The following is a 17,797-nucleotide window of genomic DNA, read 5'->3' as shown; positions in this document are numbered from 1 at the left end:
ACTATGGCAGTCGTGGGGACCCGCCGGCCATGGCGTCGATCAGGCGCCCGACCGCGCGGGTCAGCGGCGACTCGCCCGACTCGACGAGGAGCCGCCCGGCGACCAGGGCGCGGTCGACGGCCGGCTGGTCGTCGGGCAGGAAGTGGACACCACGGCTCGGGCCGAACCCGGCGAGCATCGCGGTGACGTCCGCCTCCCGCCAGCCGAGGCTCGGCCGCATCCGGTTGACGACGATGCGTGGCGCCAGGTCGGGCACCAGGTCGCGCAGGTCGGTGACGGCCCGGGCCAGGCGGGCCAGCCCGACGGGATCGGCGGCGCCGACGAGCACCACCTCGTCGGCCACCTCGAGGGCTTCGCGGGTCAGGTCGTTGCGGGCCGGCCGGCCGAGGTCGGCGGCCGGGTCGGGCTCGATGCTGAAGCCGGTGTCGAGGACCACCTGGCCGTCGAGGCGGGCCCGCTCGACCAGCGCGGTGAGCGTGCCGGGCCGCACCTCCGACCAGCGGTCGGGGCGCGGCAGGCCCGTGATGACCCGCAACCGGTCGGACAGCCGCCGCTGCACGGTCGCGAACCGCTGCTCGACCGTGCCCGCTGCGACCAGCCGCGCCGCGGCGAGCAGGCCGGACACCTCGTCCAGGATCCCCAGCTGCTGTGCGACCGCTCCGCCGTAGGGATCGGCGTCCACGAGCAGCGTGCTGAGTCCGCGGCGCGCCAGGTCGGCGGCGACAGCGCCGGCGAGGGTCGTGCGCCCCGGGGCGCCACCGGGCCCCCAGACCGCGATCACGCGGCCCGGTGCGCCCGCCTCCGGAGCCGCGGGAGGGCCCTCCCCCGCACCCCCGGGTACGACGCCGGGCAGCTCGGGTGGTCCCGGCGGCTCCGTCGGGTCCGCCGGGAGTGCGGCCACCAGGGCGGCGACCTCGTCGATCCGGGCGACCTCCAGCAGGGTGACGAGGCCGATCCGGGCCGCGCGGGGGCGGGTCAGCTCGGCGTCCGTGGCGATGCCGACCACCCGGACGCCGTACCGGCCGAGGTCGTCGACGACGGCGTGGTCGAGCCCGGCGAGGTCGGCGGCGAGCACCGCGACGTGCGCCTGGCCGGTGCTGGCGGTCGCGAGCAGGTCGGCGACGTCGACGCAGCGCTTGAGCACCACCGTGGCCGGGCTCGCCTGCAGGGCGGCCAGGGCGCGGGTCTCCCACGCCGCCCCCGTCGAGACCAGGAGGACGATCGTGACCGGGGAGCTCATCGCGCGCTCACGACCGCTGGAGGATCCGGATCACCGGGTCCTGCAGGCCGGCCAGCAGCCGTTCGAACGCGGCCGCCCGCTCGTCGTCGACGGCCACCACGACCTGGCGGGTGCCGGAGACCGCGAAGGTGTCGTCGTAGGCCGGGGCGGCGAGCACCGTCACCCCGCTCAGCGCCGGCGCGCCGACCGGGCCGGTCGCGTCGCTCGCGTCGTCCGCCGTCGCCCGCTCGGCGATGCCGTCCTTGACCCACACGTCGACGACGGAGCCGGTGGTGACGTCCGGGGAGACCTGCTGGGGATCCACCGCCAGCGGGACCTGGAGCACCTCGTCGCTCTCCGCGTCGGCCACCGCCGAGCGGGCCAGCAGCTCGCCGGCGCCGACCGCGCGGGTCAGCACCAGCCCGTCCGGCACGTCCCGGTCGGCTGGGAAGTAGCGTGCCAGCGCCTGGTCGTCGCCGAAGCGCACGCGCTGCACCTCGAGGTCGGCCGCCACCACGGGCGTGCCGCTCCCCCGGTCGTCGGCGAGCGCCCAGACCGCCACCGTGTCGTCAGCGGCTGCCAGCAGGCGGGCGCCGGCGACGACCGAGCCGGCGACGAGCAGCACGCCGATCCACAACCTGGGGTCACGCCAGCCGGGCCGGGCCACGCGGATGGCCGGGGGCGGGGCAGGCGTGCCCGGAGAGTTCCCGAGATCTCTGGACACCGGCACATCATGCAGGCCGTCGCCGCGGCGCGCCACCCGCTCCTCCACAGGCCGGCTGTCCACAAGCGGGGCGTGCCGCGTTCGGCGCGGAGGCGCTCGGGTGCGACGATGGACCCATGGCCGACACCCCGAGGTTCCTCACCCTCGCCGACGTCGCCGAGGTGCTGAACACGTCCAGCGCGCAGGTCTACGCCCTGGTCCGTCGCGGCGAGCTGCCCGCGATCAAGATCGGCGGCCGCGGCCAGTGGCGGGTCGAGGGCACGCGCCTGGAGGAGTACATCGCGAACCAGTACGAGGCGACCCGCGAGTACGTCGCCGAGCACCCGTTCGTGGAGAGCGACTCCGAAGTCTGAAGCCCCGCTTGTTGCGAGGGTTCGCCAAAACGGGTTGACCTCGTGTGGCGCCCATGATCTAGTGCCCTCTCGCACTCCTCACAACTCGGGACCAGGAGACATTCCATGCTCGACCGTCGTACTCGCGCGCTCTCATGGACGCGCAGCATCGCTCTTGTCACTGCCCTGCTGGTGGCATCCCTCGCGGCCCTCGTGGCCGCGCCGGCCCATGCCGCTCCCGCGGCTCCGTCCGGCCAGGCCGAGCGTGTGGCAGCTGCCGCGGCCCGCGACTGCCGCACGTCGGAGGTCCCCTGTCGTTACCGCACCGTCAAGTTCCGTAGCGGCAGCCGGATCTACTACGCCATCAAGCGGGAGATCAACCTGCGCCCCGCACGCAGCAACCCGCTCCCGCGCTGCCAGAACTACGTAGCCCGCATCTTTGAGGACGGTTCCTCTCGAGTGGTCTCCTGCACGGCGAACACCCGTGTCGTGGTCAGTCGCTGGGGCTGGGGCTGGTTCGGCGATCCGGGCTTCTGGTCGACGACGTGGAAGGTGACCAAGTGCGTGGCTTCGGTGACGCTCGCGATCGTGCCACTCGCCAAGGCCGGTTCGATCGTCAAGAGTCTCGGGGGCATCCGGAAGACGGCAGAGCTGTTGGTCAAGGCGGGGAACTGGTCCGACGTGCGCAAGGCGGCGCCCGCACTGGCCGGGGAGATCCTCGGCATCTCGGCCATCGCCACCAACTGCTTCTGAGGCGCTGCCTTGGCAAGGACGCCCGGTAGGGACGAGCTGGATCGCGCGTGGGCCGCGACGAGCCCCCTGCTTCCCACGGCGATCAGTTCGTTCCTGCTCACTTACGTCCTCGCCAGTCTGGCTCTGACCAGGTCACTGGCGCTCACGGACGGCACTTTCATCGTCGTGTTCGCGGCGGTGGTGCTGATGGCGGCCGTCCTGGAACGACGCGAACTGCTCAAGTCGGCGTCTGCGCGGCGCACGCTGATCGCGTGCGCCGCGCTGCTGGGAGCAATCCCCGCGGCAGTCTCAGCTCTGGCGCGCTGACGGCGCGACCAGACCGCGGGATGAATCAGCCGTCCTTGCCAGCCAGGACGATCTTGACCTGCTTGGTGTCGCCGTCGCGCACAACAGTGAACTCGACAGTTTCGCCGGGCTGATAGGTGCGAATGGCAACGACGAGGTCGACGCTGGCGAAGACGGGCTGGTTATTGACCGCGAGGATCACGTCCTCGGGCTTCAGGCCGGCCTTCTCGGCGGGCGTTGCCTTCATGATGGAGTCGAGGACCGCACCCTTGCCGTCGGGGCCCGAGCCGGGCTTCACGTTGGCTCCGATGAACGGGTACTGCGCCTTGCCCGACTTCAGGATCTGGTCGGCCGTGATCCGCACCTGCTCGACCGGGATCGCGAAGCCCACGCCGATGTTGCCGGCCTCCTTGTCGACCGAGCCGCCGCCCGCGGTGGCGATGGCCGAATTGACGCCGATCACCTCGCCCTTCTGGTTGACCAGCGGGCCGCCGGAGTTGCCGGGGTTGATGGCCGCATCGGTCTGCACCGCGTCGATGTACGACGAGTCGTCGGCCGTCGAGCCGGTGCTGACCGGACGGTGCAGGTAGCTCACGATCCCCGAGGTGACGGTGTCCGGCAGGCCCAGGGGCGAGCCGAGCGCGACGACGGGCTCCCCGACCTGCAGCTTGGCGGAGTAGCCGAGCTTGGCCGGCTTGAGGTCGTCGTGCTTCTTCACGAACAGGATCGCCAGGTCGTAGACGGGGCTGCGCCCGACCACCTCGGCGTCGTAGCGGTTGCGGTCGTGGTCGATGACGACGATCGGCCCGTTGTCCTTGGCCGCGTCGGCGACGACGTGGTTGTTGGTCACGATGTGGCCGTTGCCGTCGAGCACCCAGCCGGAGCCCGTCGCGCCGGCCTCCTGGCCGTCGTACTCGGCGAGGATCTGGACGGTGCTGGGCAGGACCGCCTTCGCCACGTCGGCGACGGAGCCGGGGGCCGCCAGCGGGGCGGCGTCCTCGAGGTCGACGTCGGAGAGCCCTCCGTCGGCGTACCCGGGGCCGGAGACGTCGTCGTCGGCCAGCTTGTCGTAGCCGAGGGCGCCGAGGAAGCCACCGCCGAGGCCGACGACCAGCGCCAGCAGCGCGACCAGGGGCCAGCGCATCCGGGCGCCGGTGGCGGCGACGGAGTCGGCCGACGGGCGCCGGACCGAGAGGTCGGCCGTCGTCGGCGGCGTGGTCGGGGCCGGCGGCATCAGCGAGGGAGCCATCGAGGGCGCAGGACCCGCGTGCGCGCCGATCGGGGCAGCGAGCGGCTCGGCCGGCAGGATCGCGGTCGGCTCGGGGGCGGCGTCGGGCGCCGCGGCGTCGGGGAGCCGGGGCGCGCCGGGCGCCGGGGGTGCCCACTGCGACACGGGCTGGGCCGGCACGGGCGCGGGCGACGGCTCGACGGGGCGCTCGGGCGCCGGCGCGGACGCGTCGTCCGCGGCGATCGGCTGGGTGGGCTCCCGGTCGGGGTCGAGCTCGTCGTTCACCTGTACATCATTGCCGATCCCCCCAGCGCCGGCTGCGGGCGGTCGGTCAGGGCAGCACCCGGCGCACCGGGATGGGCTGGCCGAGCCCGGCGCCCGGGGTCGTGCCGCCCGTGCCGCCGCCCGTGCTGGAGGACGGCGCCGGCGTGCTGGGCGCGGTCGGGACGGCGGTGTTGATCTGGGTGACGGGAGGGCGGCGGTCGGCGGGCGGTGCCGTGCCCGTCGCGAACCCGAGGGCGACCACACCGAGGATGGCGGCGCCGACGGCACTGCCACCGATCATCACCGCGCCGGAGGTACGACGACCGGGGCCGTGGTGCGTCGGCGCAGCCAGCAGCGCGTCGCCCGGCGGCATGCTCATCAACGAGCCCTTGAGCCCGGACGGGGCCTCCCCCTGGCCACCGCAGAGCCCGGCCAGCCGGGTCTTGACCCAGCCCTCGCGCTCGACGAGGTCACGACAGGCGTGGCAGGTGTAGACGTGCGCCCAGGCGTCCTCGGTGTCCTTCGGGGACAACTGGCCGTCGAGGAGGGCACTGACGCGGTTGCCGAGGTGGCCGATCACCGGGGTCCCCGATCGATTGTCCGCCGGAGGAGCGAAGCGGGGGAGGTGGGGAATCGAGTGGCGTGCTTCACGGCGCCCCCACGGGAGCCGGTCCGGCGTACTGCGTGCGGCCGGCGGTCGGGGCGCGGTGCGCCAGCGCGGTGCGCAGCAGCGCGCGGCCGCGGTGGATGCGGGAGCGCACCGTGCCGAGCTTGGCGCCGAGGATCTCGGCGATCTCCTCGTAGCTGAGGCCCTCGATGTCGCACAGCACCACGGCGGCGCGGAAGTCGGGCGGCAGCGCCGACAGGGCGGCCTCGACGTCGTCGTCGAAGGTCTGGTCGGCGTAGGCGAGCTCAGGGGCCGGCGAGGCGCTGGCGATCCGGGCGGCCCGCTCGTCGGAGAGGGCGTCGAAGCGGATCCGCTGCTTGCGACGGGCCTGGTCGAGGAACAGGTTGGTGGTGATCCGGTGCAGCCAGCCCTCGAAGGTGCCGGGCGTGTAGGTGTGCAGCGAGCGGAAGACCCGGACGAAGACCTCCTGGGTGAGGTCCTCCGCGTCGTGACGGTTGCCCGTCAGGCGCAGGGCAAGGCGGTAGACACGGTCGGAGTGCTCCTCGACGATGCTCTCCCAGCTCAGCTCCGGGGCGCCGGGCACATCGTGCTCGGGGCGGGCCTGCTGGGTATCGACGGGCTCCTTCATCGTGGCCTTCTTCCGCTGGATCAGTGCCAAGGTCTCCTGGCTCCTCTCACGGTAGGGGTCGGTCCTGAACGTTCCCTGTGAACTCGTTGATCATTGACCCCAACGAACGGCGGGAAGCCGCTGTTCCCGGTGCCCCGTGCCGCCTCCCCGCCTCGGCGGCCGCAACGCCCTAGGGTGGGACCGTGGCTCCGACACCCATCAACGCGACCAGCTGGACCTTCGCCGACACCTACGTCGACGAGGACGACGTCCTGGCGGCTGCCCGGGCGCGCGCCGAGGAGGTCGGCGTCGTCCCCATCGGCGCGGGCGCGGGCGCCACGCTGCGCCTGCTCGCCGCGGTCCTCGAGGCCCGAGCGGTCGTCGAGATCGGCACCGGCACGGGCGTCTCGGGCGTCTGGCTGCTGCGCGGCATGCGCCCCGACGGCGTGCTGACCACGGTCGACGTGGAGGCCGAGCACCAGCGGCTCGCCCGCGAGTCCTTCAAGGAGGCGGGCATCGCGCCGCAGCGGGTGCGCACCATCGCGGGCTCCGCCCTCGACGTGCTCCCCCGCCTCACCGACGGCCACTACGACATCGTCTTCGCCGACGGTGACAAGCGTGAGTACGGCGCCTACCTCGCCGAGGCGCTGCGCCTGCTCCGCCCGGGCGGGGTCGTGGCGTTCGACAACGCCCTGTGGCACGACCGGGTCGCCGACCCGTCCCAGCGCGACGAGGAGACCGTGGCGATCCGCGACCTCGTCCACCAGGTCGCCGCGACCGAGGGTCTCGTCCCCGCGCTGCTGCCCGTCGGCGACGGCCTGCTCGTCGCCAAGAAGGAATGGGTCCCCGAGTCGGACTGATGATGTGTCCGAGCGTGTCTCCGGCGCGATGACGGGAGGCAGCAAGCTGCCATCGCGCGCCTCCCGCCACGCTGCCGGCCTGGCTAGCTCGGCTGGTCCCCCACACCGGCGACCGGGTCGGGCCTGCCGAGCCAGGTGAGCAGGAGGCGCGCGCCGAAGCCCGAGGGTCCGACGGTCCACTCGTGCCACTCCTTCTCGACGTCGCCGACGGAGGCGATGTCGAGGTGCGCCCACGGTACGTCGCCCACGAAGTGCTGCAGGAACAGCGCGGCCGTGATCGCGCCGGCCCCGCCGGGGTCGTTGGAGGCGTCGGCGATCTTCGAGGCGAGCTTGTCCTCGTAGCCGGCGTACAGCGGGAACCGCCACAGCGGCTCGCCCGCACGCTCCCCCGCACCGGCGAGGGCGTCGGCGAGGGTGTCGTCGTTGGCGAACAGGCCGCCGACCTGCTGACCCAGCGCGACCTTCACCGCGCCGGTGAGCGTGGCGACGTCGACGACGACGGCCGGGTCGAGCTTCGCCACGGCGTACGCGAGTGCGTCGGCGAGGACCAGGCGGCCCTCGGCGTCGGTGTTGCCGACCTCGGTGGTGCGACCGCCCCAGTGGGTGATCACGTCGCCGGGCCGCAGCGCGCTGCCGGAGATGGCGTTCTCGGCGGCGGCGACCAGCCCCACCACGCGCACCGGGCAGTCGACGTCGGCCAGCGCCGCCATGGTCGCGAGGACGACGGCGCCACCCGTCATGTCGCGCTTCATCGAGCCCATCGAGGCGCTCGGCTTGATCGAGAGGCCGCCCGTGTCGAAGGTGATGCCCTTGCCGACGAGGACGACCAACGGGAGCTTCTTCGCCGCGCGGGCCGAGATGCCGCCCGGCGTGTAGTCGAGGCGGATCAGGCGCGGCGGCGTGGCCGAGGCGGCACCCACGGCGAGGATCCCGCCGAAGCCCTCCGCCGCGAGCCGCTGCTCGTCCCAGACGTCGACGTCGAGGCCGGCGACGGCCGCGAGGTCGCTCGCCTGCTCGGCCAGCCAGGCGGGGTTCTTCAGGTTGGAGGGCACCGTGGCGAGCAGCCGCGAGCGCCAGCCGGCTCCACCCAGCGCGACGGCCCGCTCGAGGACCGAGCGGTCGGCGCTCACCGTCGGGCCGGCGAGCACCACCCGGCGTACGGGCGTGTGCTCGGGTCCCTGGGAGCGCCAGTGGAAGACGAACGCGCCGAGCATCGTGCCGACCACGAACGCCTCGACCGCGTCGTCGGCGTCGAGGTGGACGGTCGGGATCGACGTCGCGACAGCGGCCCGGTCACGGGTCGCCCTCGCGAGCGCGGCGCCGGCCCGGCGCAGGTCGGTGGTCGTCGCGGCGCCGACGCCGACGAGCACCACGAGCTGCAGGTCCGGGTTGGCGGGCGAGCCACCGGGCACGGGCACCACGGCGACCTCGGCGGTGGCACCGGTCAGCCCGTGCACCTCGGCGATGCCGACCAGGTCGATGCCCAGCTCGTCGGCGAGCTCGGCCGCACCGGGCCCGAGCAGGACGGCACCGTCACCGTCGGCCGGGAGGACCGGGAGCGCGACGACGTCGACGCCCTTGATCGCTCCCGGAAGGAGGTCGCTGAGCGCGAACTCGGGAGGGTTGACCTGTCCGGGGAGGACGGGCCGGGTGCTGGCAGCGGGTGAGGTCACCCGACGACGTTCTTGAGCGCTTCGCCGAGCGCGGAAGCCTCCTCGGCGTTGAGCTCGACCACGAGACGGCCGCCGCCCTCGAGCGGGACGCGCATCACGATGCCGCGCCCCTCCTTGGTCACCTCGAGCGGACCGTCGCCGGTCCGAGGCTTCATCGCCGCCATGCGGCACCCCTCTTCCACTACCTCAGCGTGCTGTCGGGCGCCCTGTGCACCCGACTGTGCGCCGGACCATTATCGCCCATGCCACACAAACCATGCAGCGCCCCTCGCCGAACCCGGTCCGCGGACTGGAGGTCAGGCGCGCTGCTCGGCGGCGAGTGCCGCCTCCAGGTAGAACGCGATGCTGTCGCTCTCGTCACCCTCGTAGCGGTTCATCGCCTTGCCGATGGGGTTCTCGAACCGACCGGACGGCATCTCCACCACCGGCAGCGGCTCGAAGTCGGGGTGGTGCACCCACACCGCGCCGGGGACGGCGCGCACGAGGATCTCGCCGACATAGGCACCGGCCGCCCAGACGTCGTCGTTGTCCTCGGCGTCGGCCCGGTCCGGCCGCCGCGACCACTGGTCGAGGAAGGACTCCACCTGGTCGACGCTCTCCAGTGAGAAGTCGAGGATGTCCTCCCCGGCGGGGTGGGCGGCCGCCCACTCCTCGGCGGTCTCCCGCACCCTCGGCACGTGGACCACGCCCGCGGGATCGGGCGCGGCCGCCAGCTCCGCGTGCGGGGACCGACCCTCCATCTCGGACGCGAGGCGCGCCAGCAGGGCGTCGACCTCGGCCATCCGGTAGCCGCGCAGCGCCAGCGAGAAGCGGACCTTGCGCAGGTCGCCGGGGCCGACGGGACGGTGGGCGGGGACGAGCGCGTCCGGCCGGTCGTCGTACGTCGGGGTCATCGGCTCGCCGTAGCCGGCCGCGAGCATCGCGACGCCGCCCATGGCGAGCACGATCAGGACGGCGAAGATCCACATCATCGGATCGGACACGGCGACCTCAGGCGTGCCGCTCGCGGGCGGCCACCATCAGCTCGACCGCCTCGTCGACGTCGTCGGTCAGGGTGAGCATGTCGATGTCGGACTGCTTGATCCGGGCGTCCTCGAGCATCGAGCCCTGCATCCAGTCGATGAGGCCCCGCCAGTGCTCGACGCCCATCAGCACGATCGGGAACTGCGTGATCTTGAGCGTCTGCGACAGGGTCATCGCCTCGAACAGCTCGTCGAGGGTGCCCAGGCCGCCGGGCAGCACGACGTAGCCCTGGGAGTACTTCACGAACATCATCTTGCGGACGAAGAAGTAGCGGAAGTTGAGCCCGAACCCGACGTAGTCGTTGAGCTTGGCCTCCCAAGGCAGCTCGATGCCGAGGCCGACGCTCTCGCCGCCGGCCTCCATCGCGCCCTTGTTGGCCGCCTCCATGGCGCCCGGCCCGCCGCCCGTGATCACCGCGAAGCCCGCCTTCGCGAGCGCACTGCCGACCCGGACGCCGATGTCGTAGGCCGGGTGGGTGGCGGGGATCCGCGCGGACCCGAAGACCGAGATCGCCGGCCCGAGCTCGGCGAGGTCGTTGAAGCCCTCGACGAACTCGGCCTGGATCTTCAGCACGCGCCACGTGTCGGTGTGGACCCAGCCGCCGTCGCCGCGGCTGTCGAGCAGCCGCTGGTCGGTGGTCGAGCCCTCGGGACGGCCCTTGCTGGGCCGGGGTCCGGGTCCGTTGCGCCGGGTCATGGCTTCTCCTCGCGGTCGGTCGGCGCGGCCTCGCCCTGCAGCCACGCCCGCAGCTGCTGCTCGCAGCGCTCGATCTGGGCGGTCTCGACGTGCTCGTCCTGCTTGTGGGCCAGCATCGGGTCACCCGGGCCGTAGTTGACCGCGGGCACGCCGAGCGTGGTGAACCGGGCGACGTCGGTCCACCCGAACTTCGGGTTGACCTCGCCACCGACGGCATCGATGAACGCCCGCGCTGCCGGCCGGTCCAGCCCCGGCAGGGCCCCGGACGCACTGTCGGTCAGGGTGGTCTCGAAGCCGTCGAAGAAGTCCTCGACGAAGGCGAGCGCCTCGGCCTCCGAGCGGTCGGGGGCGAACCGGAAGTTCACGGTGACCACGCACTCGTCGGGAATCACGTTGCCGGCGACGCCGCCGCTGATGCCGACCGCGTTGAGGCCCTCGTGGTACTCCAGCCCGTCGATCACCGGGCGCCGCGCCTCGTAGGCGTTGAGCCGGGCCAGCACCTCGGCGGCGCCGTGGATCGCGTTGACGCCGCGCCAGCTGCGCGCGGAGTGCGCCCGCTCGCCGCGGGTGCGCACCTCGACGCGCAGGGTGCCCTGGCAGCCGGCCTCGACGACGGCGTTCGACGGCTCCATCAGGATCGCGAAGTCGGCCGCGAGCAGCTCCGGGTCCGACTCCCCCAGCAGCCGGAGGCCGTTGTAGGCCGAGTCGATCTCCTCCGCCTCGTAGAGCACGTAGGTCACGTCGTGCACCGGCTCGGTCACGGTCGCGGCGAGCCGGAGGATGACGGCGTCGCCGCCCTTCATGTCGCAGGTGCCCAGCCCGTGCAGGATCCCGGCCGCCTCGTCGAGCCGGCTGGGCATGTTGTCGTTGACCGGCACCGTGTCGAGGTGGCCGGCCACCACCACCCGGCTCGCCCGGCCGAGGGCCGTGCGCGCGACGACGGTGTGCCCGCGTCGTACGACCTCGAGGTGCGGGAGGGCTCGCAGCGCCGCCTCGACGGCATCGGCGATCGCCTGCTCGTCGCGGCTGACCGACTCGATGTCGACCAGCTGGCGGGTCAGGGTGACGACGTCGGCGGACAGGTCGAGGGCAGGCACGGTCACAGTCAACCAGCCCGCCCCCGACGTCCGTGCGCCTGACCCGCCGCAGTCCGGCGTCAGGCCAGGCTCAGGCTGATCGCGCCCTTCTCGCCGTCGCCGACGACGACCTCGGTGGCGCCCGCGGGCGCCTCCTCCCCCACCGTGTACGACGTCGCGAGGGTCTCGCCCGCGATCAGCGCCTCGTGGGCGCGGGCCGCGGCGAGCACCGCCGGCGTCCCGGTGACGACGAGCTCGATCCGGTCGGTCACCTGCAGGTCCGCGTCGCGGCGCGCCTGCTGGACAGCGCGCACCAGGTCGCGGGCGACGCCCTCCTCGGCGAGCTCGGGCGTGACGACGGTGTCGAGCACGACGAACCCACCGGCCGGCAGCATGCCGGTCGCGACGCCCTCGGTGGCGGCACCGACGACGGTCTCCAGCGTGAACTCGCCCTCGACGAGCGCGAGGCCACCGGCGGTGACCGTGCCGTCGGCGGCCACGGACCAGTCGCCGGACTTGGAGCCCTTGATGGCGAGCTGGACGTCCTTGCCCAGGCGCGGGCCCGCGGCGCGGGCGTTGACGGTGAGCTTCTGCTCGACGCCGTAGCCGGCCGCCTCGTCGGAGTCGGCCGCGACCAGGCGCACCGACTTCACGTTGAGCTCGTCGGCGATGATCGCCGCGAACGGCTCGAGCGCCGCCGGGTCGGAGACCACGACGGTCAGGCCCGCGAGCGGGAGCCGGTTGCGGAGCTTGCCGGCCTTGCGCAGCGCCGAGGTCGCCGAGCACACGTCACGGACCTCGTCCATCGCCGCGACCAGCTGGTCGTCGGCCGGCAGCGCGGAGGCGTCCGGCCAGTCGACGAGGTGGACCGAGCGACCACCGGTCAGGCCGCGCCAGATCTCCTCGGTCGTCAGCGGCAGCAGCGGCGCCACGACCCGGCACACGACGTCGAGGACGGCGGCCAGCGTCTCGAAGGCCTCCGGCTTGCCCTCCCAGAAGCGCTCGCGGGAACGGCGGACGTACCAGTTCGTCAGCACGTCGATGAACGCCCGCGTCGTCTCGCAGGCGTCGGCGATGGCGTAGTCGTCGAGCTCGGCGGTCATCTTCTCGACGTACTGGCGCGTCTTGGCGAGCAGGTAGCGGTCGAGCGGGTCCTTGCTGCCCAGCGACTCGGCGCGACCGACGCTGGCCTCGTAGTTCTCGGCGTTGGCGTAGAGCGCGAAGAAGTACCAGGTGTTCCAGAGCGGGATCATCACCTGGCGCACGGCGTCGCGGATGCCCTGCTCGGTCACGACGAGGTTGCCGCCGCGCAGGATCGGCGAGGCCATCAGGAACCAGCGCATGGCGTCGGCGCCGTCGCGGTCGAAGACCTCGGACACGTCGGGGTAGTTGCGCAGCGACTTCGACATCTTGTTGCCGTCGGAGCCGAGCACGATGCCGTGGCTGATGCAGGACGAGAACGCCGGCTTGTCGAAGAGCGCGGTCGCCAGGATGTGCAGCGTGTAGAACCAGCCGCGGGTCTGGCCGATGTACTCGACGATGAAGTCGGCGGGGAAGTGCCCCACGGCGGAGCCGTCATCAGTACCGGCGAACCAGTCCTTGTTCTCGAACGGGTAGTGGACTTGAGCGAAGCTCATCGAGCCCGAGTCGAACCACACGTCGAGGACGTCGCTGACGCGGCGCATGGTCGACTGGCCCGTCGGGTCGTCGGGGTTCGGGCGGGTCAGGTCGTCGACCCACGGGCGGTGCAGGTCCGGCAGGCCCTGGGCGTTGCGGGGCAGCCGGCCGAAGTCGCGCTCGATCTCCTCGAAGGAGCCGTAGACGTCGATGCGGGGGTACTCCTCGCTGTCCGACTTCCACACCGGCACCGGCGAGCCCCAGAACCGGTTGCGGGTGATCGACCAGTCGCGGGCGTTGTCGACCCACTTGCCGAACTGGCCGTCCTTGATGTGCTCGGGGACCCAGCGGATCTCCTGGTTGAGCTCGGCCATCCGCGCCTTGAACGCGGTGACCTCGACGAACCAGCTGCTCACGCCCTTGTAGATCAGGGGCTCGCGGCAGCGCCAGCAGTGCGGGTAGGAGTGGTCGTAGGTCTCGCGGCGCAGCAGCACCGTGCCCGGCGTCACCGAGCCGCCGACGCCGCCCTGGGTCACCGTCTTGAGGTCGTCGATGATCTGCAGGTTGGCGTCGAAGACCAGCATGCCGGCGTACTCGACGACGGGGTGGGTGAACCGGCCGTCCTTGCCCACCGGCATGACCGGCTCGATGCCCTCGCGGTCGGTGACCTCCTTGTCGACCTCACCGAACGCGCCGGCGCTGTGCACCAGGCCCGTGCCGTCGGTCGTCGTGACCGCCTCGTCGGCGGCGACGACGCGGAAGGCGTTGGCGTGGCCGGCGTAGTAGGAGAACGGCGGCGCGTAGGTCAGGCCGAGCAGGTCGGCGCCCGTGCCGCGCCACACGACGGTGGGCTCGTCGCCCAGCTCGCGGGAGTACGCCGCCAGCCGCGCCTCGGCGAGCACGAACCGCTGGCCCTCGTGCTCCACTGCGACGTAGTCGATGTCGGAGCCGACCATCACGGCGAGGTTGCTCGGCAGGGTCCACGGGGTCGTGGTCCAGATCAGCAGCTTCGCGCCCTGGAGCTCGCCGGGGGTCGTGACGTCGAAGCCGACGGTGACCGCGGGGTCCTGCCGCATCTGGTAGACGTCGTCGTCCATCCGCAGCTCGTGGTTGGACAGCGGCGTCTCGTCGTTCCAGCAGTAGGGCAGCACGCGGAAGCCCTCGTAGACCAGGCCCTTGTCGAACAGGCTCTTGAAGGCCCACAGCACCGACTCCATGAACTCGGGGTTCATGGTCTTGTAGTCGTTGTCGAAGTCGACCCAGCGCGCCTGGCGGGTGACGTAGTCGCGCCACTCACCGGTGTACTTGAGCACCGACGCGCGGCAGGCGTCGTTGAACTTGTCGATGCCCATCTCGACGATCTCGTCGGTGGTCTTGATGCCGTTGAGGCGCATCGCCTCGAGCTCGGCCGGCAGGCCGTGGGTGTCCCAGCCGAAGCGGCGCTCGACGCGCTTGCCGCGCATCGTCTGGTAGCGCGGCACGATGTCCTTGACGTAGCCGGTCAGCAGGTGGCCGTAGTGCGGCAGGCCGTTGGCGAACGGCGGGCCGTCGTAGAAGACGAACTCGTTCTCGCCGTGGGCGCCGGGGTCGCGCTGCTCGACCGACGCGCGGAAGGTGTCGTCCTCCGCCCAGTACGCGAGGACCCGCTCCTCGATCTCGGGGAAGCGCGGGGAGCCGGGAACGGCGCCGCGCCCGTTGTTCGCGTCACTGGTGGGGTCGGTGCTGACCTTCGGATAGGTCATCGGGCTTCGGTCTCCTGCGTCGTCTCTGCTGCGGCATCTGCACCGCAGGGACGATCCGTCAGGACCGCGGTACCACCCTGCTTGTCCCGCCGGACCTGCTGGCGGGACCCCTCCTTGGCGGCTGTCACGGGCCTGCCCGCCGGGTTCTAGTCACCCCCGGCTGGCTGCTGGGGGCTTTCTTCCCGGAGCTCGCCGCTGATGACGGCTCGAACGCTGTGCCCCAAGGGTACGGCGCCCGGGCGCCGTACGGGAAACCGGATTGCGCTGCCTCCTAGGTTGGGGCCCATGACCGGCGAGCTGGCGAACTACCGCGACTACCTCACCCACTACCGCGAGACGCTCGAGCGCAAGTGCGCCGGCCTCTCCCCCGAGCAGCTCGCGACGAAGTCCGTGCCGCCGAGCTCGATGAGCCTGCTCGGCCTGGTCCGCCACATGGCGCGGGTCGAGCACTTCTGGTTCCAGCGGGCGCTCGTGGAGGTCGAGGGCCAGCGCCTGTACGACGACGGGGACGCCGGCTTCGCCGAGGTCGAGCCGACCGAGGAGGCCGTGACCCTCGCGTGGGCGTCGTGGCGCGAGCAGGTGAGCCTCGCCGACGCCTGGCTCGACCGGCTGACCGACGAGGGCCTCGGCCAGGTGGTCACCTTCCGCCAGGGCACCGAGACCTCGAGCGTGCGCGACATCCTCGTGCACATGATCGAGGAGTACGCCCGCCACTGCGGGCACGCGGACCTGCTGCGCGAGTGCATCGACGGCACGACCGGCGAGTGAGGAGGGCCGGCGAGTGACGACTGCCACGTCGTCGTCGTCCGTGTACTCCGGCACGATGGACGGGTGAGCCACCTCCTCGACGACGCGGTCGCCACGGAGCCGCTGGGCGACGGCGTCCACCGGGTCCAGCTGACGACCGACTGGAACACCGCCAACCAGACGCCCAACGGCGGCTACGTCCTCGCGCTGCTGCAGCACGCGGTGCTCCTGGAGTCGGCCCACCCCGACGCGCTGAGCATCTCGATCACCTACTTCCGGCCCGCCACCGCCGGTCCCGCCGACATCCGGGTCCGCGAGGTGCGCAAGGGCCGCCGCGTCTCGACGTACGACGCCGTCCTCGTCCAGGACGGCAAGGAGATCGCGCACGCCGTGGTCAGCACCCACGACTGGGACGCGGTCGGCTCGGTCGAGCACACACCCCACGCCGCGCCCGACGTCCCGCGTCCGGAGGACTGCGCCGACGCCAGCGAGCTCATCCCGGAGGGGATGGTGCCGATCCTCGACCGCTACAGCTACCGCGCGCCGGTCGTCGCCGGCTGGCTGCAGGGCCGGCCCACCGGCGTCACCGAGTCGATCTGCTGGATCCGGGCCGTCGACGAGCGCCCCGTCGACGCACTCCTCGCCGGCGCGATGGTGGACGCGTTCCCGCCGGTGACGGCGGAGATCGGCCACCTCGCCTCGGCCACCATCCAGCTCACCGTGCACTACCGGCGGCGCCCGGACACGGTCTGGGCGCTCGGGCACGTCGTGACCCGGCACGTGATCTCGGGCTACCACGACGAGGACGTGGAGCTGTGGGACGAGCAGGGCCGGCTGATCGCGCAGGGGCGCCAGCTGGCGATCCTCGCCGAAGGCTGACCGGCCGCCCTCAGCCCTCGGCGACGGTCACCGTCGTACCTCCGTCGAGGCTGGGTGTCGTGAAGGCGACCGAGCCGTCGCGGTCGAGGGTGAACTCGTCGGTCAGGTCGTCGTGGTCGGCTCCGCCGCCGGGATCCTTGCGGGCGAGCTGCCTGCTCGTCTCCAGCTCGACCCCGTCGTCGTCGACGCCGGTGAGGGTGACGGTGACCTCGTCGCCGAGCATCGTGACGGTGAAGCTCTCCCCCTCGGTGAGGGTGACCGACTGCGTGGTCGGCTCCGGCTGCTCGCGCGACCAGCCGGTCCAGTCCTGGGTGGTGACCTCGAGCGTCACCGGTCCGTCGTCGCCGGCGCACCCGGCCAGCGCGGGCGCGAGCAGGAGGAGCGGGACGGCTGCGCGGAGGATCATGCCCTTGGTCATGTCCGCTCCGACGGCGCCGACACCTGTCCGGTTCCGGAGACGACTAGGATCTCCTCACGTGACTGCTGCCTGGGGCTTCGGCCTGACCACGTACGCCGCCGACGGCGCGACCGTCCTCGACACCTGGTTCCCTGCCCCGTCGCTGGGCGAGAAGCCCGCCGACGCCGCAGCGCCAGCGGACCTGGTCGCCCTCGAGGGCGCCGACGACGCCCGCGGTGTCACCCGCAAGGTCAACCTCGTCGAGATCGCCGACCTCGACGCCGCGCCGGTCGACACCGTCGATGTGTGGCTGCGCCTGCACCTGCTCTCGCACCGCCTCGTGCAGCCCCACGGGCTCAGCCTGGACGGCCAGTTCGGCCTGCTGACCAATGTGGTCTGGACGTCCGCCGGCCCCTGCGCGATCGAGGGCTTCGAGCTCACCCGCGCGCGCCTCCAGGCCACGGGCCAGCACGTCACGGTCCACGGCATCGACAAGTTCCCCCGCCTCGTCGACTACGTGATCCCGGCCGGTGTCCGGATCGCCGACGCCGACCGGGTGCGGCTCGGCGCGCACCTCGCCGAGGGCACGACCGTCATGCACGAGGGCTTCGTGAACTTCAACGCCGGCACGCTCGGCACCTCGATGGTCGAGGGACGGATCTCGGCCGGCGTGGTCGTCGGCGACGGCTCCGACATCGGGGGTGGCGCGTCGATCATGGGCACCCTGTCCGGTGGCGGCAAGGAGGTCATCTCGGTCGGCCAGCGCTGCCTGCTCGGCGCCAACGCCGGCATCGGCATCTCGCTCGGCGACGACTGCGTCGTCGAGGCCGGCTGCTATGTCACCGCCGGCACCAAGGTGACCGTGCTCGAGCCGGGCAAGGAGCCGCGCGTCGTCAAGGCCGCCGAGCTCTCCGGCGCCAGCAACGTGCTCTTCCGCCGCAACTCCGTCTCGGGCGCCATCGAGGCGGTCCCGTGGCAGGGCGAGGGCATCGCCCTCAACGCGGCGCTGCACGCCAACTGACGCCGCCGGCACGGCTCCGCTTGTCC

Annotated in this window: 19 protein-coding genes; 7 read left to right on the top strand and 12 right to left on the bottom strand. The window is 72.5% G+C overall.

What is annotated here, in order from left to right; translation table 11 throughout:
• Window position 1: 1 nt before the first annotated feature.
• A complete protein-coding gene (locus BJ993_RS18095; RefSeq protein ID WP_179650372.1) occupies window positions 2-1,240 on the bottom strand; it encodes a CpaE/TadZ family protein in 1,239 nt (412 codons plus the stop codon).
• 7 nt (window positions 1,241-1,247) lie between these two features.
• On the bottom strand, window positions 1,248-1,844 hold the full coding sequence (locus BJ993_RS18090; protein WP_179650370.1) for a hypothetical protein: 597 nt from the start codon (window positions 1,842-1,844) through the stop codon (window positions 1,248-1,250).
• A 215-nt stretch (window positions 1,845-2,059) separates the two neighbouring features.
• On the opposite strand from BJ993_RS18090, the gene BJ993_RS18085 reads away from it, so the two are divergent.
• The 3 genes from BJ993_RS18085 to BJ993_RS18075 all read left to right on the top strand — a co-directional run bounded on the left by BJ993_RS18085 (window position 2,060) and on the right by BJ993_RS18075 (window position 3,334).
• Window positions 2,060-2,296, top strand: a complete 237-nt coding sequence (locus BJ993_RS18085; RefSeq protein WP_179650369.1) for a helix-turn-helix domain-containing protein — start codon at window positions 2,060-2,062, stop codon at window positions 2,294-2,296.
• Between the two features lie 105 nt (window positions 2,297-2,401).
• Window positions 2,402-3,028 (top strand): hypothetical protein, encoded by a 627-nt coding sequence (locus BJ993_RS18080; protein ID WP_179650368.1) that lies wholly within the window; start codon window positions 2,402-2,404, stop codon window positions 3,026-3,028.
• A 9-nt stretch (window positions 3,029-3,037) separates the two neighbouring features.
• Complete coding sequence (locus tag BJ993_RS18075) at window positions 3,038-3,334, top strand: hypothetical protein (RefSeq protein ID WP_179650367.1); 297 nt, start codon at window positions 3,038-3,040, stop codon at window positions 3,332-3,334.
• Window positions 3,335-3,359: 25 nt separating this feature from the next.
• Here BJ993_RS18075 and BJ993_RS18070 read toward each other — a convergent pair whose 3' ends face one another.
• From BJ993_RS18070 to sigE, 3 genes are all read right to left on the bottom strand, one after another.
• Window positions 3,360-4,826, bottom strand: a complete 1,467-nt coding sequence (locus BJ993_RS18070; RefSeq protein ID WP_179650366.1) for a S1C family serine protease — start codon at window positions 4,824-4,826, stop codon at window positions 3,360-3,362.
• Between the two features lie 46 nt (window positions 4,827-4,872).
• Window positions 4,873-5,385, bottom strand: coding sequence for an anti-sigma factor family protein (locus tag BJ993_RS18065; protein ID WP_179650365.1), 513 nt, complete (start codon window positions 5,383-5,385; stop codon window positions 4,873-4,875).
• Between the two features lie 67 nt (window positions 5,386-5,452).
• A complete protein-coding gene (gene sigE / locus BJ993_RS18060) occupies window positions 5,453-6,091 on the bottom strand; it encodes an RNA polymerase sigma factor SigE (RefSeq protein ID WP_257026912.1) in 639 nt (212 codons plus the stop codon).
• A gap of 152 nt (window positions 6,092-6,243) precedes the next feature.
• On the opposite strand from sigE, the gene BJ993_RS18055 reads away from it, so the two are divergent.
• A complete protein-coding gene (locus BJ993_RS18055; protein ID WP_308645619.1) occupies window positions 6,244-6,900 on the top strand; it encodes an O-methyltransferase in 657 nt (218 codons plus the stop codon).
• Window positions 6,901-6,983: 83 nt separating this feature from the next.
• On the opposite strand, the gene BJ993_RS18050 is transcribed toward BJ993_RS18055, so the two are convergent.
• The 6 genes from BJ993_RS18050 to ileS all read right to left on the bottom strand — a co-directional run bounded on the left by BJ993_RS18050 (window position 6,984) and on the right by ileS (window position 14,727).
• The gene (locus tag BJ993_RS18050) at window positions 6,984-8,573 is read right to left on the bottom strand and encodes a leucyl aminopeptidase family protein (RefSeq protein WP_036541006.1); all 1,590 of its coding nucleotides are present in this window, start codon (window positions 8,571-8,573) and stop codon (window positions 6,984-6,986) included.
• Entirely contained in the window at window positions 8,570-8,737 is a 168-nt protein-coding gene (locus BJ993_RS18045; RefSeq protein WP_082612288.1) for a DUF3117 domain-containing protein, read from the bottom strand. Before BJ993_RS18045 ends, BJ993_RS18050 begins: the two co-directional genes overlap by 4 nt.
• A gap of 132 nt (window positions 8,738-8,869) precedes the next feature.
• The gene (locus tag BJ993_RS26755) at window positions 8,870-9,556 is read right to left on the bottom strand and encodes a DUF6278 family protein (RefSeq protein ID WP_373366955.1); all 687 of its coding nucleotides are present in this window, start codon (window positions 9,554-9,556) and stop codon (window positions 8,870-8,872) included.
• A gap of 7 nt (window positions 9,557-9,563) precedes the next feature.
• Window positions 9,564-10,292 (bottom strand): LOG family protein, encoded by a 729-nt coding sequence (locus BJ993_RS18035; RefSeq protein ID WP_036541003.1) that lies wholly within the window; start codon window positions 10,290-10,292, stop codon window positions 9,564-9,566.
• Complete coding sequence (gene dapE, locus BJ993_RS18030) at window positions 10,289-11,389, bottom strand: succinyl-diaminopimelate desuccinylase (RefSeq protein ID WP_179650364.1); 1,101 nt, start codon at window positions 11,387-11,389, stop codon at window positions 10,289-10,291. The genes BJ993_RS18035 and dapE overlap by 4 nt, the downstream gene beginning before the upstream one ends.
• A 59-nt stretch (window positions 11,390-11,448) precedes the next feature.
• Window positions 11,449-14,727, bottom strand: coding sequence for an isoleucine--tRNA ligase (gene ileS, locus BJ993_RS18025; RefSeq protein ID WP_179650363.1), 3,279 nt, complete (start codon window positions 14,725-14,727; stop codon window positions 11,449-11,451).
• Window positions 14,728-15,012: 285 nt separating this feature from the next.
• On the opposite strand from ileS, the gene BJ993_RS18020 reads away from it, so the two are divergent.
• Together BJ993_RS18020 and BJ993_RS18015 are read left to right on the top strand one after the other, a co-directional pair.
• Window positions 15,013-15,495, top strand: coding sequence for a DinB family protein (locus BJ993_RS18020; protein ID WP_179650361.1), 483 nt, complete (start codon window positions 15,013-15,015; stop codon window positions 15,493-15,495).
• 63 nt (window positions 15,496-15,558) lie between these two features.
• A complete protein-coding gene (locus tag BJ993_RS18015) occupies window positions 15,559-16,353 on the top strand; it encodes an acyl-CoA thioesterase (protein ID WP_036540997.1) in 795 nt (264 codons plus the stop codon).
• Window positions 16,354-16,363: 10 nt separating this feature from the next.
• Here BJ993_RS18015 and BJ993_RS18010 read toward each other — a convergent pair whose 3' ends face one another.
• Window positions 16,364-16,771, bottom strand: coding sequence for a hypothetical protein (locus tag BJ993_RS18010; protein ID WP_179650359.1), 408 nt, complete (start codon window positions 16,769-16,771; stop codon window positions 16,364-16,366).
• Window positions 16,772-16,829: 58 nt separating this feature from the next.
• On the opposite strand from BJ993_RS18010, the gene dapD reads away from it, so the two are divergent.
• Window positions 16,830-17,771, top strand: a complete 942-nt coding sequence (dapD, locus tag BJ993_RS18005; RefSeq protein WP_051931430.1) for a 2,3,4,5-tetrahydropyridine-2,6-dicarboxylate N-succinyltransferase — start codon at window positions 16,830-16,832, stop codon at window positions 17,769-17,771.
• Window positions 17,772-17,797 lie beyond the last annotated feature (26 nt).

The sequence above is a fragment of the Nocardioides aromaticivorans genome, from assembly GCF_013408525.1.
In the GTDB taxonomy this organism is placed as follows: Bacteria; Actinomycetota; Actinomycetes; order Propionibacteriales; family Nocardioidaceae; genus Nocardioides; species Nocardioides aromaticivorans.
Note: the sequence above shows the minus strand (reverse complement) of the source record. Positions and strands in the feature narration are given on the sequence as shown.

What these genes read in the sequence shown, in the direction of transcription:
- BJ993_RS18095 (WP_179650372.1), bottom strand. Translation starts at nt 1,240, where the DNA reads ATGAGCTCCCCGGTCACGATCGTCCTCCTGGTCTCGACGGGGGCGGCG.
- BJ993_RS18080 (WP_179650368.1), top strand. Translation starts at nt 2,402, where the DNA reads ATGCTCGACCGTCGTACTCGCGCGCTCTCATGGACGCGCAGCATCGCT.
- BJ993_RS18085 (WP_179650369.1), top strand. Translation starts at nt 2,060, where the DNA reads ATGGCCGACACCCCGAGGTTCCTCACCCTCGCCGACGTCGCCGAGGTG.
- ileS (WP_179650363.1), bottom strand. Translation starts at nt 14,727, where the DNA reads ATGACCTATCCGAAGGTCAGCACCGACCCCACCAGTGACGCGAACAAC.
- BJ993_RS18020 (WP_179650361.1), top strand. Translation starts at nt 15,013, where the DNA reads ATGACCGGCGAGCTGGCGAACTACCGCGACTACCTCACCCACTACCGC.
- BJ993_RS18010 (WP_179650359.1), bottom strand. Translation starts at nt 16,771, where the DNA reads ATGACCAAGGGCATGATCCTCCGCGCAGCCGTCCCGCTCCTCCTGCTC.
- BJ993_RS18035 (WP_036541003.1), bottom strand. Translation starts at nt 10,292, where the DNA reads ATGACCCGGCGCAACGGACCCGGACCCCGGCCCAGCAAGGGCCGTCCC.
- BJ993_RS18045 (WP_082612288.1), bottom strand. Translation starts at nt 8,737, where the DNA reads ATGGCGGCGATGAAGCCTCGGACCGGCGACGGTCCGCTCGAGGTGACC.